Annotated in this window: 17 protein-coding genes; 9 read left to right on the plus strand and 8 right to left on the minus strand. The window is 57.0% G+C overall.

Going from position 1 to position 18482, the window contains the following annotated elements; genetic code table 11:
• The 4 genes from ABF824_RS01220 to ABF824_RS01235 form a co-directional block, all read left to right on the plus strand.
• Positions 1 to 159: bifunctional ornithine acetyltransferase/N-acetylglutamate synthase (locus ABF824_RS01220; RefSeq protein ID WP_415486053.1), on the plus strand; the 159-nt coding region annotated here is incomplete at its 5' end.
• A 10-nt stretch (positions 160 to 169) separates the two neighbouring features.
• Positions 170 to 772 carry an RDD family protein gene (locus ABF824_RS01225; protein ID WP_415485996.1) on the plus strand — a complete coding sequence of 201 codons (603 nt, stop codon included), beginning with the start codon at positions 170 to 172 and terminating at the stop codon, positions 770 to 772.
• A gap of 136 nt (positions 773 to 908) precedes the next feature.
• Positions 909 to 3515 carry a mechanosensitive ion channel family protein gene (locus ABF824_RS01230; protein ID WP_415485997.1) on the plus strand — a complete coding sequence of 869 codons (2607 nt, stop codon included), beginning with the start codon at positions 909 to 911 and terminating at the stop codon, positions 3513 to 3515.
• Positions 3502 to 4251: a 2OG-Fe dioxygenase family protein gene (locus tag ABF824_RS01235; protein WP_415485998.1), complete on the plus strand. Its 750-nt coding sequence runs from the start codon at positions 3502 to 3504 to the stop codon at positions 4249 to 4251. Before ABF824_RS01230 ends, ABF824_RS01235 begins: the two co-directional genes overlap by 14 nt.
• 22 nt (positions 4252 to 4273) lie before the next feature.
• On the opposite strand, the gene ABF824_RS01240 is transcribed toward ABF824_RS01235, so the two are convergent.
• On the minus strand, positions 4274 to 4585 hold the full coding sequence (locus ABF824_RS01240) for a hypothetical protein (RefSeq protein WP_415485999.1): 312 nt from the start codon (positions 4583 to 4585) through the stop codon (positions 4274 to 4276).
• 281 nt (positions 4586 to 4866) lie between these two features.
• On the opposite strand from ABF824_RS01240, the gene ABF824_RS01245 reads away from it, so the two are divergent.
• Positions 4867 to 6822, plus strand: coding sequence for a TonB-dependent receptor plug domain-containing protein (locus ABF824_RS01245; protein ID WP_415486000.1), 1956 nt, complete (start codon positions 4867 to 4869; stop codon positions 6820 to 6822).
• Positions 6823 to 6837: 15 nt separating this feature from the next.
• Here ABF824_RS01245 and arfB read toward each other — a convergent pair whose 3' ends face one another.
• Together arfB and ABF824_RS01255 are read right to left on the minus strand one after the other, a co-directional pair.
• Entirely contained in the window at positions 6838 to 7260 is a 423-nt protein-coding gene (arfB, locus tag ABF824_RS01250; RefSeq protein WP_415486001.1) for an alternative ribosome rescue aminoacyl-tRNA hydrolase ArfB, read from the minus strand.
• Positions 7257 to 8915, minus strand: coding sequence for a SulP family inorganic anion transporter (locus tag ABF824_RS01255; RefSeq protein WP_415486002.1), 1659 nt, complete (start codon positions 8913 to 8915; stop codon positions 7257 to 7259). The genes arfB and ABF824_RS01255 overlap by 4 nt, the downstream gene beginning before the upstream one ends.
• A gap of 180 nt (positions 8916 to 9095) precedes the next feature.
• Here ABF824_RS01255 and cysS point away from each other — a divergent pair, with 180 nt between their 5' ends.
• The 3 genes from cysS to ABF824_RS01270 all read left to right on the plus strand — a co-directional run bounded on the left by cysS (position 9096) and on the right by ABF824_RS01270 (position 12967).
• Positions 9096 to 10457, plus strand: a complete 1362-nt coding sequence (cysS, locus tag ABF824_RS01260; protein WP_415486003.1) for a cysteine--tRNA ligase — start codon at positions 9096 to 9098, stop codon at positions 10455 to 10457.
• Positions 10454 to 11224, plus strand: coding sequence for an RNA methyltransferase (locus tag ABF824_RS01265; RefSeq protein ID WP_415486004.1), 771 nt, complete (start codon positions 10454 to 10456; stop codon positions 11222 to 11224). The genes cysS and ABF824_RS01265 overlap by 4 nt, the downstream gene beginning before the upstream one ends.
• A gap of 117 nt (positions 11225 to 11341) precedes the next feature.
• A complete protein-coding gene (locus ABF824_RS01270) occupies positions 11342 to 12967 on the plus strand; it encodes an NAD-dependent malic enzyme (RefSeq protein ID WP_415486005.1) in 1626 nt (541 codons plus the stop codon).
• Between the two features lie 32 nt (positions 12968 to 12999).
• Here the strand turns inward: ABF824_RS01270 and ABF824_RS01275 are convergent, their stop codons facing one another.
• Complete coding sequence (locus ABF824_RS01275; RefSeq protein WP_415486006.1) at positions 13000 to 13365, minus strand: DUF6525 family protein; 366 nt, start codon at positions 13363 to 13365, stop codon at positions 13000 to 13002.
• Between the two features lie 140 nt (positions 13366 to 13505).
• On the opposite strand from ABF824_RS01275, the gene ABF824_RS01280 reads away from it, so the two are divergent.
• The gene (locus tag ABF824_RS01280; RefSeq protein WP_415486007.1) at positions 13506 to 14123 is read left to right on the plus strand and encodes a DUF1826 domain-containing protein; all 618 of its coding nucleotides are present in this window, start codon (positions 13506 to 13508) and stop codon (positions 14121 to 14123) included.
• A gap of 3 nt (positions 14124 to 14126) precedes the next feature.
• Here the strand turns inward: ABF824_RS01280 and ABF824_RS01285 are convergent, their stop codons facing one another.
• The 4 genes from ABF824_RS01285 to ndk all read right to left on the minus strand — a co-directional run bounded on the left by ABF824_RS01285 (position 14127) and on the right by ndk (position 18315).
• The gene (locus ABF824_RS01285; protein WP_415486008.1) at positions 14127 to 15434 is read right to left on the minus strand and encodes a lactonase family protein; all 1308 of its coding nucleotides are present in this window, start codon (positions 15432 to 15434) and stop codon (positions 14127 to 14129) included.
• 130 nt (positions 15435 to 15564) lie between these two features.
• A complete protein-coding gene (locus ABF824_RS01290) occupies positions 15565 to 16014 on the minus strand; it encodes a hypothetical protein (RefSeq protein WP_415486009.1) in 450 nt (149 codons plus the stop codon).
• Between the two features lie 158 nt (positions 16015 to 16172).
• Positions 16173 to 17693: a flippase gene (locus tag ABF824_RS01295; RefSeq protein WP_415486010.1), complete on the minus strand. Its 1521-nt coding sequence runs from the start codon at positions 17691 to 17693 to the stop codon at positions 16173 to 16175.
• 199 nt (positions 17694 to 17892) lie between these two features.
• Positions 17893 to 18315: a nucleoside-diphosphate kinase gene (gene ndk, locus ABF824_RS01300; protein WP_415486011.1), complete on the minus strand. Its 423-nt coding sequence runs from the start codon at positions 18313 to 18315 to the stop codon at positions 17893 to 17895.
• Positions 18316 to 18482: the final 167 nt, after the last annotated feature.

Consider the following 18482-nt stretch of genomic DNA (forward strand, 5'->3'; position numbering starts at 1 on the left):
GTCGTGGATGGCTATGATGAAACCCCCGTCGTTGCCCACATGAAGGGACAGGACATCGAAATCGGTGTCGATCTCGGTCTGGGCGATGGGAAGGCAACCATGTGGACCTGCGATCTGACGCATGGCTACATTGACATCAACGGTTCTTACCGCAGCTAGGCGCGCACCTATGAATGATGCCTTTCCTCCGGGCTGGGGAAGCCCTGCCAGCCCTTCCGGAATTGTTGGTGACGCGGGCTCCCTCGCCCCGGACGGTCGCATGCTGGTCTATGCGGGATTCTGGATACGCACCGCCGCCGCGCTGCTGGATTCGTTCCTGCTTGGCCTGTCCAGCATCCTGTTCGGCATTTTCACCCTGCCCCATGTTCATTTCGAACAATGGCAGGGCGATACGCCTTCCTATCAGGTCGCCTACACAAACACCGACCTGAACAGCAGTTTCGCCTTCCCGATGCCGCAGATCGACGTACCGGATCACGGCTCGTATCTCGCCATTTACATGATGCTCTACTTCATCCTGATGGAAGCTTCCCCATTGCAGGGAACCCTCGGCAAGCTTGCGCTTGGGCTCCGCGTCAGCACGCTGCATGGAAACCGGATTTCGTTCCTGCAATCGCTCGTCCGTACGGTCATCAAGACATTCGTCTCGTTCCCGCTTCTCTATATCGGTGTGTTGATGGTGGCGTTTACGCCTCGTAAACAGGGTCTGCACGATCTTGTGGCGCGGACCCTCGTTCTCAGACGTGAACGCGTGGCACGCTTCGATGGATAACTGAATTTCCTGCAACATTCGCAGGGTAAAAGCGTTTCTGGACAGGACAGTTGAAGCCGGAAGGCTTACCTCCCGAGGATTCGGGAGATACACTTTCGTTCAGAAACCAAAACCGACTTCGAGAGGTTGGCAAAGAATGCAGGCGTGCAACGCGGGTACCCGTTCAGATTTTCATAGTCCTGACCGTCTTGTACGGCGATCCTTTTCCTCCCTGCTTCGCACGATTTTTCTGCTCTGGCTTCTTGCGTTCGGCATTGCTCCCCTCAATGCCGCTCTGGCCGCCGATGCCGGAGCCGCCAATGCTCCTCTCTCCAAACAGGAAGCCCAGCAGCTTCTGAATGTTCTGAACGACCCGCAGAAACGTTCTGATTTCACGAAAACGCTTTCGCTGATGGCGAAAGGGGTGGACGCCACCGGCACAGTTGCGCCCCCCGCTGTCACAAAACCTGCGGCCGCTGCCCAGCCGGCGGTCGTCACGCCAAATGCAGCGGCGCTGCAAAGTGACTTCGCCTCCAGCGTTTCGTCCATCAAATCGCGGTTTCGGGATTATCTCGACAACTTTCTCGGTCTTTTCTCGGACCTGAAGAGCGTCGGCCACTGGTTCAGGGGAGAAATTTCCAACCCTCAGAGCCGGGAAATCCTGATCGACACGTTCTGGCGGGCTGGTCTCATCATTCTGGTGGCAATGGCAAGTGAATGGGCCATAAGCCTGCTGATCAGGAAGCCGCTCCATCGGGTCACAGCACGCGCCCAGCTTCGGGAACATCGCCTGAATGCGACGAGCGACGCCACGCCCAGCGCGGATCCAACTGCAAGCGCCACCCCCGCTGAATCGACACCAGCGAAAACCGTTGATGCAAAAGACGTCGCCGAGGCTCAGGCCGCAGGTGCCAGCAAAGACGAGATCGCGACGCTCCAGACTCGTGCGAACGACCAACAGCGACAGATCGACACCCTGCGTTTCATCACGCGCGTGCCTTACGCGCTGGGGCATTTCGGTCTCAAGCTCCTGCCGATCCTTCTCTTCCTTGGTGTCGCCTTTGCCGGCTCCGCGCTGGCCACCGGCACGTCTCAGGCCGAAACCGTCACGGAGACGCTGGCCGAGGCCTATGTGGTCGCACGCATTCTGTTCATTCTGGTTGAATCCGCTCTTGCACCGCGTTCTCCCACCATCCGTCTGGCGCCCGTTTCAGACAGCACGGCGCGCATGCTCACCCATTGGTGGAATGTTCTGGTAGCGGCCCCTTCCATCGTCGTCTGCCTATCGGTGCTGGGCGGCGAATTCGACATGTCCGCGCGCGGAACGGAAGCCATGATCCGCGCCGTGGTATTGGTCGAGCATATTCTCATCGCCGGGTTCATCTGGCGTCTGCGCCCCATTGTAGCCCGCACCATCGCTCCCAAGCGCGCAAAAGCGAAGACAGGCTTCTGGTCGTTCATGCTCGCGCTGGCGGAAATCTGGTGGATTCCGGCCCTCTTCCTTGATGTGGCGCTGTGGCTCGTCTGGGCCGTCCACATGCGCGGTGGTTATGACTGGATTCTTCGCACCGTTGTCCTGACAGTTGTCATCATCGCTCTCTCACGGCTGCTCGCCATTCTCTGCTACGGCTGGCAGGACAAACTCTTCCGCCTCAACCCGGAACTGGTGCAGAAACACCCGGACCTTCAGGCCCGTGCCGATCGCTATTATCCTTTCGTGCGCGGCACGCTTACAGGCATCATCGCGTTCGTCAGCTTCCTGGCACTGACGGAATCATGGGGCATCGACAGCGTTCATTTCTTCTTCACCAACAGCCTCGGCTCACGCCTTCTGGGGGCAGCGGTCACGCTTATCGTCGCCGTCGCCTTTGCCGCCGCGATCTGGGAATTCGTCAACGTTCTGCTCAACCGCCAGCTTGAACAGTTCGACAAGAGCGGTCAGTCCACACGAGCGACGCGCCTCAAGACTGTTCTTCCCATCATCCGGACAGTGCTTCTGTTCATCATCATCATCATCGTGCTGGTCACGTCGCTGTCCCAGCTTGGCATCAACGTCGCGCCACTGCTGACCGGTGCGGGCATCATGGGTGCTGCCATCGCCTTCGGCTCGCAGAGTCTGGTGAAAGACTTCATCACCGGATTCTTCATGCTGGTGGAAGATGCGATTCAGGTGGGTGACTGGGTAACCGCAGGTGGCGTGGCCGGCATTGTGGAGAACATCTCCATCCGTACCGTGCGTGTCCGCGCCTTCGACGGTGACCTGCACATCATTCCCTTCTCGTCCGTTTCCTCCATCGCGAACACGGCGCGTGGCTGGAACCAGATCATCATCAATCAGACCGTCGATCTGGGGGAAAACATTCCGCGTGTGGTCAAGATCATGGCCGATACGGTGAAGGAAATGCGCGAGGAAGAGGCCTTCAAGACCATCATTTACTCCGACTACAACGATCTCGGTGTCAACAGCACGACGGAAAACGGCTCCATCATCATCGGCACAATCCGCACGGCGGCAATGATGAAATGGAAGGTTCAGCGCGAATTCTACAAGCGCATCGCCAACCGGATGGCTGCTGCCGGTGTCAAATTTTACACGCCAACCTCCTATACCGCTTCCGCACCGGGCACGGCGCTGAACATCACGGGTGCGATCAAGGCGCCAGCCGCAACCACGGCTGCAAACGAGGACACTCCTGCGCCTACCTCATCCGAAACCAAGAAACCCAAAGCCGACGAGCCCAAAGGCCACGATGATGAAACATGAGGCGCCGCAGTCTCTTTCGAACGATCTGAACCGTATCGAAGCGGAGACGCGGCAGACGTTCTTCGCGCACATCACGCCGGAGACGATGCAGGTGCTGCTCGATAATCTGGGCATGACCGACTGGCATGGCTTTGCCGAAAGCTGGGAACGGCTCGGGATGGATCTTTACATGGCGGATGGCGGTCGTTACCGCCGCCGCCGCTATGCCAGCTTTGCGCTCTCGGACGACACCATCACCCGCAAAAAGCACCAGCCGCATTATCAAAGCCGCGATTACAACGCGCTCAATGGTGGTATCGAACGCTGGTTCGAGCCCATTGAGGACGCCATTGCCGATCATCCGGTCATGCACGCGGTTCTCTCGCTCGTGCATCGACTGGCAGTCGATCTCACCAGCAACGACCAACGCCCTGACACATGGCATGCGGAGGTGCATCAATTCCGCATCGAAGCACAACCCGGGAAACTGGGGCAGCCGACACCCGAAGGGCGTCACCGCGATGGTGTTGACTGGGTTCTGGTGCTGATGGTGCGTCGAGAAAACGTAAACAGCGGTGAGACCACCATTTACGATCTGCAAGGGCGCGAAATCGGAGGCTTCACCCTGTCAGCGCCGATGGACGCCGCTTTTGTCAACGACAATCAGGCCTATCACGGCGTGACGCCGATTCATCCCGTCGATAATAACAAGCCCGCATTCCGCGACGTTCTCGTCGTCACGCTGCGCCATCAGTGAACGCGTGAGGTAAGCGGCCCTTTCAGTAGGGCCAAGCCCCCGAATAATGCGCAGCGTGCCAACCGGTCGCCACAAGCAGACCGACAAAAAGCATGGCACCCACCAGTTGAGCCAGTTCCTTATAGGCGGCTCGGTCCATGTAATCGGATGAAGCAGGCGGCGCAGCGGCTGTCACAGTGCCGTCTGAAGACACAGCTGCAATCACGGGTGCTGGCGCGAGTGGTGTGGGAGGCGGAGGAGCCGCATTATGTTCTGAGGATGGCGCAACAGCAGCAGATGTTTCAGCATCGGGAGCATGTTGCTCGCTGTTAGAAGTGTGCGTCTGTTCGTTCATCTCGTTCTCCACATTTCTGATTCTAACACGAACTTCGCGTTGCGGAGCCTTCTTTTTTGACTTCGTTTCTCACAAGATAATTTTAACCTGAACTTTTAAAAACCAAGCCGATGTTAACACGGAAGTAATAGGAACCAGATCATTATGCAGGAGTATCCTCGCTAAACTGGACATTCCTGTTCTTGTTTTCAATTCAAACCCATTGCAATAAGCGCCGTTTCGCTTTTTTTACTGTTCCTGAGCCATTCAGGAAGGTTTCTCTTCTTCTGGCCTACACTTTCATGGTGGGCAGTCATCACGCCTACGCTCAAAGCCTTGATTACAGTTCTTTTGAACAGATGTTCGGTGAACCGGTCACGACCTCCGCTACGGGAAAGCCACAGCGGGCCAGTGAACTGTCCACCGACACGCAGATCGTCACCGCAGAGCAGATCGAAAGCAGTGGCGCCCAGACCATTCCTGAAGTGCTGAGAATGGTCCCCGGACTGGATGTGCGACGCTACTCCCTGTTACAGGCCAATGTTTCCGTGCGCGGTAACGACGCTGCTGGCGGGGCGCGCACACTGGTGCTGATTGATGGGCGGCAGGTTTATCTCGATGGTTATAACTACACGGACTGGGCCACGCTTCCTGTCTCGCTGAAAGATATCCGGCAGATCGAAGTAATCCGTGGACCGAACTCTGCCCTGTATGGCTTTAACGCTTCAGGTGGCGTCATCAATATCGTCACACGTGATCCGTTGCACGAAAACAAAAGCTATATTCATATTGGGGGCGGAAGCCTTGAAGGATTTGGCGGCGAATTCGTTGCCTCCCACAAATTTTCCGATGTTATCGCCGCAAAACTGTCAGTAAATGGTTATCGTTCCAACGAATACGCAGCGCGCGGTCGTTACGACACCTACCAGCAGACAAGCACAATCAACGCCGCCCTCGAACTGAGAGGCCAAATTACGCCGCAGATCGAATGGAGCCTTACCGGGACAATCGATCAGGCTCACGCGCCGTTCTGGCTGGATTTCGGCACCTATTTCCAGAACACCCCCCTCTCCAAAAGTCTGGAAGGCAAACTTTCCGCAGATACACGATGGGGACTGATTGAATTCAAAGCCTACCACAATGACTTTGAAAGTGGAGTGGACAAGAATATCACCGCTCTCGGCGAGGTTCTTCCCATCGACTTCAACTACAACATGGGCATGACGAACGCCCAGTTGTCTGATACCATCACTCTGAACAGCAAGAACGATCTGAGGCTGGGTGTCGAATACCGCTATACAGACCTGACTGCGAAGCAGGAAAACATCCATCTACCTCCTGAAAACGAAACTCTGGGGGCTGGCTCGGCATCATGGGATTATCATATCCTTCCCAATCTGACGCTGACGAACGCCGTGCGACTGGATGCTCTCTATGTGCCTTCCTTCGCCTCAAACATACCGAACCTTCCCCGCTCGAAATCGCGGCATTTCGTTGAGCCAAGCTTCAACAGTCGTATCCGTTATGATGCGGGCAATGCTGGTGTATTCGGTCTGAATGTGGCGCGCGGCATTCAACTGCCCGGTCTGTTTGATTTTGCGCCCACAACTGTTTTCGGGCCTGTCTCGACGCTCAACAACGCCTTGATTGTACCTTCCACAACAATCAATGTGGGGCTGAATTATTCAAGACATATCGGTCCCATCGGGGCCAATCTTTACGTCGCTCTTTTCGCCCAGCGCACGAGCAACATGCTCGGCACGCCTTTTGCGTCCAACTATATGTTCATGCCTCCCGCTTCCGTTGCCATGTTCCCCCGGAATTATGGGCGTGTTGACGATGCCGGAGGAGAAATCCGTCTTGATGGAAAAACGGGGTTCGGACTGAACTGGGACATTGCCTACGCGATGGCGGCGGTTCGGGATAACAACCAGAGTTCACAGGTCAATTTTGAACGCCAGACCCCGGTCAATTCCGTGATTGGTGGCTTTGCTTACAAGCTCGGGCAGGTGGAACTCAGTTCACACGCCCGCTGGCAGTCACATTATCAGGATGCCGAAGCCAATTTCACAACGCTCACCATGACAAACGTGAAAATCAAGGATTTCGTCACGTTGACAGCCCGCGTCGGCTGGCGTTTTCACAAACATTTCCTGCTGTCATTGACCGGTGAACAACTCGGCACATCTGCACTCAGGGAAACAGCAGGACTGCATGTGCAACGCCGTCTCATAGGAGGCTTTACAGCGTCCTTCTGAAACCAGAGCGCTTTCTCAGTCATCCAGCCTTATCTTACGATTCTTCTTGATTCCGGCCCTATGAGCCTTCCCGTCAAGCCGTCGCTGACGCGCGGCGCGGCCCGGACGGGTCGCCACACGGAAAGCGGGACGATGAGCCGCCTCCCGGATCAGTTCCTCAAGGCGTTCAATCACATCCTCACGGTTTCGGATCTGGCTGCGAAAGCGCCTTCCCGTAATGACAATCTCACCATCGCGCGTGGCGCGTGTCCCAGCCAGTTCAAGCATCCGGTGGCGCACCCGATCAGGCAATCCTGATGCAAGCCACACATTGAAGCGAAGCTGTGCGGCGGTCGCCACCTTATTGACGTTCTGTCCACCGGGACCAGACGCGAGAATGTAGGTAACTTCGATTTCGTCTTCTTCAAGCACCACACCGGGAAGAATCGCCCGCTTCATGAGGAGGCAGCCATCGGATTGATCATCGCCCGTGCGGCGTCGACAGCGAGATGAAGTTGGGGAAACACATGGTCCTCGCCAATGGCCTCAAGAAGGTGATGCCTTACCATGTCACGATGAAGATCGGGACTAACGCGGCCAAGAAAGAGCGTGACATGCCGCTGATGCAACTTCTCCAGCAGATTGCGCAACATGACAGCGGCTGAATAATCCACATCCGTGATGGCGCCTGCGTCAACAACAACGCATCTCACGGGGTGAGGCGCAGCTTCCACCAGACGTGTCACATCATCTAGGAACCAGGTGCAGTTCGCATAGAAAAGATCTGCGGCAAAACGATAGATGATCAGCCCTGGCGCGGTCTCAATTCCATTGCGACAGGGAACGGTCTCGAAAAGCCCGGATTGTACTGGCAGCAGAACACTCGTATGGGGTTCATAGCTATGGCGCACATGCCGGAGCAGAGAGAGGACCGTCGCAAGCAGAATACCCTGCTCCACCCCGATGGCCACGACGGTCGCCGCCGTGACGAGCGCAAGCCGGAACTCGCCGGGACTTTCGCTTTTAATAGCGAGCAATCCCCGCACATTGATCATGTTCAACCCGGTGACAAACACGACGCTGGCCAGAACACATTGCGGCAGATAACGCAGCGGCCCGGTCGCGCAGAGAAGAATGACGGCTACGACGGCCGCGATGGCAATCTGCGATTTCTGGCTACGTGCACCCAGTCGCGTGAGAACAGCCGTCTGGGAAGGACTGCCGTTGACGACAAACGACCCGGTGAGACTGGAAGCAAGATTGGCCGCCGACAGTCCCAGAATGTCGGCATTCTCATCAACCTGTTCGTTAAAGAGATCGGCAAAGGCACGCGACGTTGCCGCACTTTGGGCGATGATGACGAACACGCACGAACCGGCAATGGGCAGAACGTGTTGCAGATCCTCAAACGCAGGCAGCGACAGGACCAGACGCGGCAGGCCGCTACTGACCGGCTGTAACGTGACGATCCCAATCGAGGAAAAACCGAAGGCCGCACTAAGAGCGATACTGCCCACCAGAGCGATCAGCGGCACGGGGCACTTGGGCGCGAAACGGCTGCCAAGCGCTATACTCCCTACGACCGCAGCAGAAAGTATCAGTGTCGGCACGTTGAGCGTGCGAAGATGGGTTAGATCGCGCCACAGCTGAACGACGGGATTGGGGTCATGTCCGCTCATCCCGATCATGTCGTGCAGCATGGAGAGGGCAATCTGCATACCCACGCCAGCAAGAAAGCCGACGAGCACAGTGCGGGAAAGAAAGTCGGCCAGAAATCCCAGCCGGAACAGACGGGCGACAAGCAGCAGGAGGGCCGTCAGAAAAGCGACAACCGGCACAAGCGCCATATAATGCACGCTGCCCGGCTCGGCGATGGCCCCCAAGCCACCAGCCAGAATGGCAGCCGTAGCAGAGTCGGCCGCCACCACCAGATGGCGCGAGGACCCAAAAGCGGCAAAGGCAAGCGGCGGCAGCAGAAGCGTGTAGAGGCCGATAACGGGCGCGACACCCGCAATGCGCGCGTAACCCATCACCTGCGGAACGCTCAGGGCCGCACCGGACAGGCCAGCGAAATAGTCCTGCCAGCGGCTTCGTGGGGTCGTCGTGTTACTCATGCCATGTCTTTCCAACCGCATCCGTCCGCCGTCAACGGCCATACGGGCTGTGGCAGCCAAGCCTCCCGCCCAGCGACAGGCAAACATGACCTCCGATCGCTTCCGGTGTTGCGTTCCGTCGCGCGAAAAGGCATCCACGCGAGAGCTTGAAAACCACAGGACGACAGAGACCTTATCACGATGACACAGCTTCTGCTCCACGACAGCCAGCGGCGCGCGACCGTTCCGTTCGAGCCGCTCGATCCGGAGCATGTGAAGGTCTATTACTGCGGCCCCACGGTTTATGACCTGCCGCACGTCGGCAATCTGCGGGCCATGCTGACAGCGGATATTCTCACCCGCCTGCTGCGCAGGCTCTATCCGCGTGTGACGTTCGTGCGCAACATCACCGATGTGGATGACAAGATCACCGCACGGGCTGCGCAGAACAACGAGGACATCGCCTCCCTCACCGCCCGCACGACCGCCGAGTTCCACGCCGATCTCAAGGCGATGAACATGCTGCCGCCGGACATCGAGCCGCGCGCCACGCACAACATCGAAGAGATGGTGGCGATGATCGCCCGCCTGATCGAACTCGGTCATGCCTATGAAGCGGAAGGCCACGTGCTGTTTGCCGTCGCCTCTTTCCCCTCCTATGGGGCACTGTCCGGCCGCGATCCGGAAGATCTGATCGCAGGCGCTCGTGTCGAGGTCGCTCCCTACAAACGTGATCCGGGCGATTTCGTGCTATGGAAACCCTCCACGCCGACACAGCCCGGTTGGCCTTCTCCGTGGGGACGCGGCCGTCCCGGCTGGCACATCGAATGCTCGGCCATGTCGCACCGCTATCTCGGCGACAGTTTCGACATTCACGGCGGCGGCAGCGATCTGCTCTTTCCGCACCATGAAAACGAACGCGCCCAGAGCCTGTGCTGCTTCCCGCAGGGCAAGTTCGCCGACTACTGGGTGCACAACGCCATGCTGCTGGTCGATGGCGAGAAGATGTCCAAGTCACTGGGCAACTTCCTGACCATTCGCGACGTGCTGGCGAAAGGCCCGGTCGAAGCGCTGCGTCTTCTGCTTATGGGCGCACAGTATCGCTCGGTCCTGAACTTCACCTGGGCGGGTCTGGACGAGGCCAAGCGCACGCTGGACCGGTTTTATCGGGCGCTGGAAGGTGTATGGCCGCTGGATGTGGAGGGCCGCGACATTCCGGCTTCCTTCCTCGCCGCCCTGTGCGACGACCTGAATACCCCAAAAGCCATTGCTGAACTGCATGCCTTGGCGACAGCGGCCATGGCTGGCGATCGAGACGCCGCCGCTGACCTGCTGGTTTCGGGTCGGATGATCGGCCTGTTCATGCAGGAACCCGCCGCATGGTTCCGGGGCGAGGCTGGTGACGGGCCATCTGAGGCAGAAATCGAGGCCCTGATCGCCGAGCGTCTGGCAGCCCGCAAGGCGAAGGATTTCGCCCGTGCCGACGCCATCCGCAAGGAACTGACCGACAAGGGCGTGGTGCTTGAAGACGGTCCCGGCGGGACGACATGGAGGCGCGCATGACCGGGCGGGACGGCGGCGCCGACATCGGGCCGATCGGCAACAGTCCGGTTGTCATTCTTGTTCGCCCGCAGATGGCAGAAAATATCGGCACGACCGCACGCGCCATGGCCAATGGCGGACTGTTCCATATGCGCATTGTCGCCCCACGTGACGGATGGCCGCAGGAACGGGCCAGACGCGCAGCCTCCGGCGCAGACCGAATTCTCGACGCAGCGGAAGTGTTCGAGACGGTCGATGACGCCATCGCCGATCTGCATCACGTCTATGCGACCTGCCCCCGCCCCCGCCATATCGTCAAACCGCTGCTGACGGCACGCGGTGGCGCGGTCGAAGTGCGGGAAGCGACCAACCGTGGCTTGAAGGTCGGGCTGATGTTCGGCCCCGAGCGTGCGGGTCTCGACAATGAGGACATGGCACGGGCTGACGCCCTGATTCGCTACCCACTGAACCCAGCGTTCATGTCGCTGAATCTGGCGCAGGCCGTGATGATCATGGCTTATGAGTGGTGGCTGACAGAGGACAGCACGCTGCCTCGTGAACTGATGACCAATGAAACGCATGTCGCCACCAAAGGCGAACTTGAGAACTTCATGCGGCATCTTTTCCGCGAACTGGATGAATGCGGCTTTCTGCGCAATGAGCAGAAGCGTCCCGGCATGGTGCGTAATCTTCGCCATTTTTTCACACGCGGTGAAGTGACGGAACAGGAACTCCGCACACTCCATGGTGTTGTCACGGAACTGGCCAACAAACGTCGCGAACGATAGACCCTCATTGTTCAGCATACTGAACGATGATTCTTGATACTGGACAAGGCAGGAGAGAATCCAGCATTGTGAACAGTAGTGCTCAGATACAGAGCCAAGAACAAAGGGTGCAGTCCAATGACATCTTCGAAGTCCTCATTACGCGGTATGGCTCTTCTCAATGATGGCGAGGCCAATCATGGCACCGCCTTCACGGAGGAAGAGCGCCGAAGACTGGGGCTCGAAGGCCTGCTGCCCTCCCGCGTCGAGACACTGGACCGTCAGGTTGAGCGCACCCTGCACCATATTGAAATCAAGCCGGACGATCTTGAGCGCTATATCTATCTGAATTCTCTGGTCGATCGGAACGAAATCCTTTTCTACAAGGTTCTCCGGTCCGACCCAGCGCATTTCGTGCCGATCGTCTATGCGCCAACGCTCGCACGGGCCTGCAAGGTTTTCAGCCACATCTACCGCCGTCCCCGCGGGATGTACATTACGCTGGACATGAAAGGGCGCATTGCCGACGTCCTGCGCAACTGGCCGGAAGCGGATGTCCGCACGATCTGCGTGACGACTGGCGGTCGCATTCTTGGACTGGGTGATATCGGCGTAAACGGGATGGGAATCCCCATCGGCAAGCTCCAGCTCTATACGGTCTGCGGTTCCGTACCTCCCCGCTCTCTGCTGCCAATCCAGCTTGATATCGGCACCACCAACGCAGCCCTCCGCGCCGATCCGCTTTATCTGGGAATGCGGCGCGAACCACCCGCTCAGGACGAACTTGATGAGTTTGTCGATGAGTTCGTGCAGGCTGTGCAGGAAGTCTTTCCCGGCTGCTGCCTACATTTCGAAGACTGGAAGGGCACGGACGCCCTACGCTATCTCGCGCGCTACCGCGACAAGACACTGTGTTACAATGACGATATTCAGGGAACGGCAGCCGTCACACTGGCTGGCCTTTTCAGCGCCCTGCGGGTCAAAAAGGAAAAAATCTCCGACCAGACCTACCTGTTTCTCGGCGCAGGCTCATCCGGCCTCGGAATTGCGGACATTCTGATTGCCGCCATGAAGCTTGAAGGCCTGACGGAACAGCAAGCCATCGCACGCATCACCATGATGGATGTGAACGGCCTGCTTGAAACATCCCGCACCGATCTCATCCCCGAGCAGGAACGATTTACAAAACAGGCTGAGCCCAGCACCGATCTTCTTGCTGTGATACGGCAGGTCAAACCGAGCGTTCTTATTGGAGCTTCCACAGCAGGAGGCGCCTTCAGTGAAGCTGTCATCCGTGAAATGGCAACGCTCAACGAACGTCCCATCATCTTCGCCCTGTCCCTGCCGGAAGCAAACGCGGAATGCACGGCGGAACAGGCCTATCGCTGGTCGAATGGTCGGGCGCTCTTTGCCGCGGGCATCCAGTTTCCCAACACGGAAGTCGAAGGCAAAACCTTCTTTCCCGGACAGGCCAACAATTTTTACATTTTCCCCGGCCTCGGCCTTGCGATTTATGCAACACGTCCGAAGCTTGTAACGGACGAACTCATCATTGAGGCGGCTCTTGCGCTGGCAGACCAGATCGACGTGGTGACACTGGAACGCGGTCGTCTTTATCCGCCGCAGACAGACATCATCGACGTTTCCCTCACCTCTTCCGTGCGTCTGGCCGAATTCATCTTCGACAAGGGGATGGCCAGTGTGGAGCGTCCTGAAGATATCCGCGCGTGGATCGAAAGTCTGGCTTACGATCCGCATTATTGAAACGACTGGCCGTTTTCCGTGATCTGTGAAGCCTATTCCCGCAACACGCCCACCTGTGCGGCGTCATGCGGGAGAGGCTGTCCGTGCGTCTCAGTATAGCATGACGCAAAAGCCTGCCGTTCCAGTCGTTCGCAATAGTCGAGATAACGGATCAATGCGCGTTCAGCGCGCGTGTTGCGTCCATAAATTCCCTTGTAGTGCCGCCACAAGATCAGGACGTTGACCGACCAGGCATCATAAGCGTGCATCGTCACACGTTGCCGGACAGAAGGCGGCAACTGATCGAAAGCGTCCCAGTCATCGCCATCGAAACGCCGCCACATTTCATGCCTTAGCGTGCGCTCATTACTGCTGTCCTCTTGTCGGCTTTCTTTCTCCGACGCGAATGACCCGGGCAAACACGCGCCGCTTTTTCTGTCGCCCCTATCGTTTACAAGACGGCATTCGGACATCCGCAACTCCTGTCGCAGCAATTGTGACTGGCTTCACTTCCATTCGTTATGTTATAACATAACAATCATATTGCAAGCGAGTTGACATGACCGACAGTTGCCCCACCCGCCAGCAGATGAATGTTTTGAGTGCTCTGAAAGATATTCAGCAGCCAGATCAACATATTGTCGTTGTTGAACGGTCAATCGGCGCCCCCTTGCAGGCGGCCATCGAAGCATGGCTTGCCTACGCCCCGCGTCTATTTCTGACCCGCGGCACCCCGGAGACGATTGAACGAGAAATTGCTGACATCATGCCAGTGGACGCGCACTGGCTTCTGCGCGACATTCTCACTCTGGCGCATCAATACAGAACATTTTCCCAAACTCAGGAATTACGTGTCCGACTGGAAATCATCATCGGTGACAGCTGCCGCCGTTTTCATGTGGATAATGTGCCGCTCCGTCTGCTCTGCACATATGCCGGGCCGGGTGTCCAATGGCGCTATCAGGACGAGGAAGCCATTCATCAGACGAGCACGGGAGCCATCACGCTTCTTAAAGGTCTGAAATTTCCCGACTGGAGCGAAGAACCCGCAATCCTACACCGTTCCCCGCCCCTGTCGGCCTGTTCCACCCCAACGCAGCGGCTGTTGCTGACAGTGGATCATCCTGATGCCTGCGGCATGACCGCCACCACACAAAGCCTTCTGGTGGAAGCCTGAGGTTTAATCCCCGGAAACAGCCATGAAAGCGAAAGCCGTCGGCGTTCCGACAGGCGTGAAGTTCCATGTGAAATCCAGCACGCCGGTTTCACCATTCACCCGCCACGAGGTGATGGAATCGCTGCGCTGATTGGCGACAAACAGGAACTGTCCCGAAGGATCAAAAGCGAAAGAACGGCCATAGTTGGCGTGTTCCCAAGCCTGATCGAACAGTTCGATGGAGCCATCATCCTTCACGCGGAAACAGGCAATGGAATCACCAAGCCGGTTCGTCACATAAAGGAATTTTCCATTCGGGTGCAGACCGATTTCGGCGGCAAGCGTGCTTCCACGAAACTTTGCCGTCACAGTCATGGCCGTCTGACGCACGGACATCTCGCCCGTTTCCTGATCGTAATCCGCCACGACCACACGAGAATTCTGCTCACCCAGAATGTAGATGACCTTGCCATCTGGACTGAAACAGAAATGACGCGGTGCAGACCCCGGTTCCATCGCCATGAAAGGAGACTTTGCCGGACTCAGCTTTCCGGATTCGAGATCGAACTTCCAGACATAGACGCGGTCCAGACCGGCATCGGCCCCGACAATGAACCGTCCCGCCGCGTCCGCCTGAATCATATGCATGTGCGATCCGGAGTGATCACTGACGGCATAATTGCCCGGCGGATTATCCTTCGCACGTTCCGGCATTCGGGGACCCGTATTCTGCACGAGATCTGTCCGCTCCCCCAGACTTCCATCCGGCTGAAGGCGGATAACGGCTGCGCTGCCACCGGTATAATTCGCCGCAAACACATAGCGTCCTGAAGGATGGACGCTTAAGTGAGCGGGATCAGCACCACCTGACGGTACTGCGTTCAGAAATTTCAGGACACCTGTGTGCTGATCGACGTTAAAAGCGGAAACAGCGCCTGTCTTTTCTCCACCAAAATCGCTGACTTCATTGACACAATAAAGAGTTTTATGATCCGGTGAGAAAGCCAGAAAAGATGGGTTATCCGCATTGGTTGGCTGACCGACCTGCGTAAGTATGCCTGTTTCCTGATTCATTTCGAACAGGGTGATACCCTTGGCATTTGCGTCATCCGGCCCGGAACGTGTGTAGCCACCGACATAACAGAGAACGCGAAGACCGCTCTTTCGTGCGGCCGCCTCCGGTGTCATTTTCGGCAATGCGGCTTTGGGAATGGGCGCGGGCGGCGGCGCTTTGCCATTTTCGCCAAACGCAGCGTCAGTCAGACCACTCAGACCTGTTCCCAAAAGAGACAGACCAAACAGACGCCGTCCAAAACCCCTTTTCTGGCTCATATAAAAAACACTTCCTCAATTCATTTCAGTTGGAAAGAACGTCACTGTTCCAGTTATCGCTACCCTAGAGCGATATTATGACCAGAAGAGGAACAGCAGTTAATTGGTTGCAGATAATTGAAGCGTGCAATTATTTGATAACATGCGTGAGCACGCGTGAAAGCGGCGTGTGCGACAGCACAATAACCAGAAGTCCGCAGAAAATCGCGGCACGTCCACAGATAAATATCCCGACATCAAGGAGATCATGCAAGGTCGCCATATTGACGAAGGGGTCCAAGGGCGCGTCTTCATCCGACACGTTCCGCAAAGCCCGTTCCGCCCGGCGCGTCGCTTCATCCGGCGATAGTTCTGCTCTCAGAAACAGTTCGGTGCGATAGACATCGAGCGCATCGACCCGATAGCGCCCCCTGTCCAAGGCGACAGGACCACAATGGCCGACCTCCAGCATTCTCAACCGAAACGGCGTAATGCCCAGATAACGAGCGGCCTCTCGTCGATCCAGCAGCGAACGACCGGGGAACGCGTAAACCGTTTTCCCTGCATCTCCGATATCTGCCGTTTGGGGATTTTCCACCATTTTCAACAATTCGACGCACGGGACGAACAATGTCAACGACGGTTTTTTGGATGCAGCCTTGCAGACAGCCCTCCTGAACCCTCATTCAGGAGGTGATTTCCGCAGAAAAACACAGATAAAGCAATGACCTGAGGGCTCAAACGCCCTCATCGCATCACCTATGCTTTTTTCATTTTCCTGGCGAGACGTTCCACAACGGACATAAAGGCACTTCTTTCGCCTGCATCGAGACAGGTGCTCCACAGCACACCGTAAAAAACAACCGACAGGATGACAGCCGCACCAAATGCCACCGGAAGGCTCATGTGAATGGTGGCAAGACAGAGCAGCACTGCGCCGGAAAGCGTCGCAGGCAGCACCCTTATGACTGCGGGGCGAAGCGGCTGATAAAGGCGCACACTCACGAGCGACCGCATCCCATAGTCCGCACAGACGCGGAGAGCCCACGCACAGGCAGCACCCGGCACACCGAAGAAAAGAAGCGCAAAGTAGAGGACCGGAAGATAAATGATGATTTCAACGATGGAAAATTTTGCATTCACATCAGCGCGGCCAATCGCATCGACCAGACCGGCTGCGATGGTGTCCGCGCCACTCAGGAACATCCCGAGACAGAGTAGCTTCATGATGGTGCTACTGCGGGCGGCAAAGTCTGGATCGATCCAGAGGGCAAGCAACGGATGACTGAACAGGCTCGCAATGAGGCATGGCGGAAACAGCAGAGCGGAAACAACGAGAACGCTTGTGCTGTAGATTTTCGCGGTACGCCCCGCATCACGGCGCCATGAGGCGGCCAAGGCCGGAAAAGATGATCCGCTGACAGACGTGGTCAGCATCCCGAAGCGGTTCACGACATCCGCAGGTGTTGAATAATAACTTGTCGCGGCAGCCGACACCACGCTGGCGATCATGAACCGGTCAAGATAGCTGAGAATCGGAAAGACGATGTTCGAAACGGTCATCCAGCCGCCGACACGCAGCAACGGTTTCAGCAGGTTGGGGCGAACACGAGCCTGTCGTAATTCCGGGATACGTTTCAGTAAAGGCGGCAGATAGGCGATCGTCAGAGCGATACGGCACCCAAGCACCGTCAGCATGACGGCAATGAGACTATCCCACACATAAAGTGCGCCCAATGGGGCTACATAATAGGCAATGGAGACCGGAATATTGATCAGATTGGCCGTCCGGAAAGCGTGATAGCTCGTATAGACGCTCCAGAACGCAGCATTGAGCATGAGAAACGGTCCGGTGGCGCAGAAAATCCACATGGACCAGAGGACTTCCGAATGAAGCTCCGGTGGAATCTTCAGCCCGTGGTCAACCCATAAGCCGACAACCACGCTCGCGAGCAGTCCTCCGGCGACACCCATGAGGGTGAGCACAACACAGCCTGTCAGAATGAGATCAGCCGTTTCCGGGGTAGTTTTGCCATCAGGACGGTCTGCAATGGCGCGCGTCATGGCACGACCAAGGCCCATATCGAAGATACCGAGCGTCCCGATCATGCTGAGCGCGATGGTGAATACACCCCACCGTGACAGTCCAAGCATGTGAATCAGCTTTGGCGTCACAAGCAGCGCAACAAACACCGGCGAAACACGCCCGATGAGATTCCACGCTGTATTGGAGAGGATATGATGTGTGTGCGGGAGGTCAGACCCCTCGGTCTTTTCCATTCGCCTTTATGCCCCCGAGGCCTACCCGCCAACCATCAGGGTACAGAAACACTTCCACATCTTTGTGGCCTCGTTTCTCTGCAATCCCCATGCGAACCCGACACACCGAGAGAAAAGCGGGGATTTTCTCCGGCTACTCCGTGCCCGTTATCCAGAAATATTCGGGCAGAAAAATCCTGCCCGAAGCATTTCGTCCGACTTACGGAAGAATTTCCGTCTCGGCGAAGAAGAAGCGAATTTCGTTCGCTGCATTCTCGGCGCTGTCGGAACCATGCACGGAGTTGGCTTCAATGCTCTCCGCGAACTGGGCACGAATGGTCTGCGGCTCGGCCTTCTTCGGGTCGGTCGCGCCCATGACTTCGCGGTTCTTCGCAACAGCGTTCTCACCTTCGAGAACCTGCAGAACGACCGGACCGGAAATCATGAAGGACACCAGCTCGCCATAAAAAGGACGCTCTTTGTGCACAGCATAGAATGCGCCTGCCTGAGCTTCACTCAGCTGGACGCGCTTCTGAGCAACGATGCGCAGACCGTTCTCTTCGAACACGGCATTGATCTTGCCGGTCAGGTTGCGGCGGGTCGCGTCTGGCTTGATGATGGAAAGGGTGCGCTCAACGGCCATGTGTGGCTCCTGATACTCTTCAGTTGTTCGCCCTGTAATCAGCAGGGACGACTTCGCGGATAATCCAGCGGCAGCAAAGCCTCTAGAGCATTCTCGCTCTCTCGGGTAGGGCTTTGCGGCATTGGATGCTATGGCAGATTCATTCTTTACGCTTTTTTTCTAGTATG

It is taken from the genome of Acetobacter sp. (assembly GCF_047721705.1).
Lineage (GTDB): Bacteria > Pseudomonadota > Alphaproteobacteria > Acetobacterales > Acetobacteraceae > Acetobacter.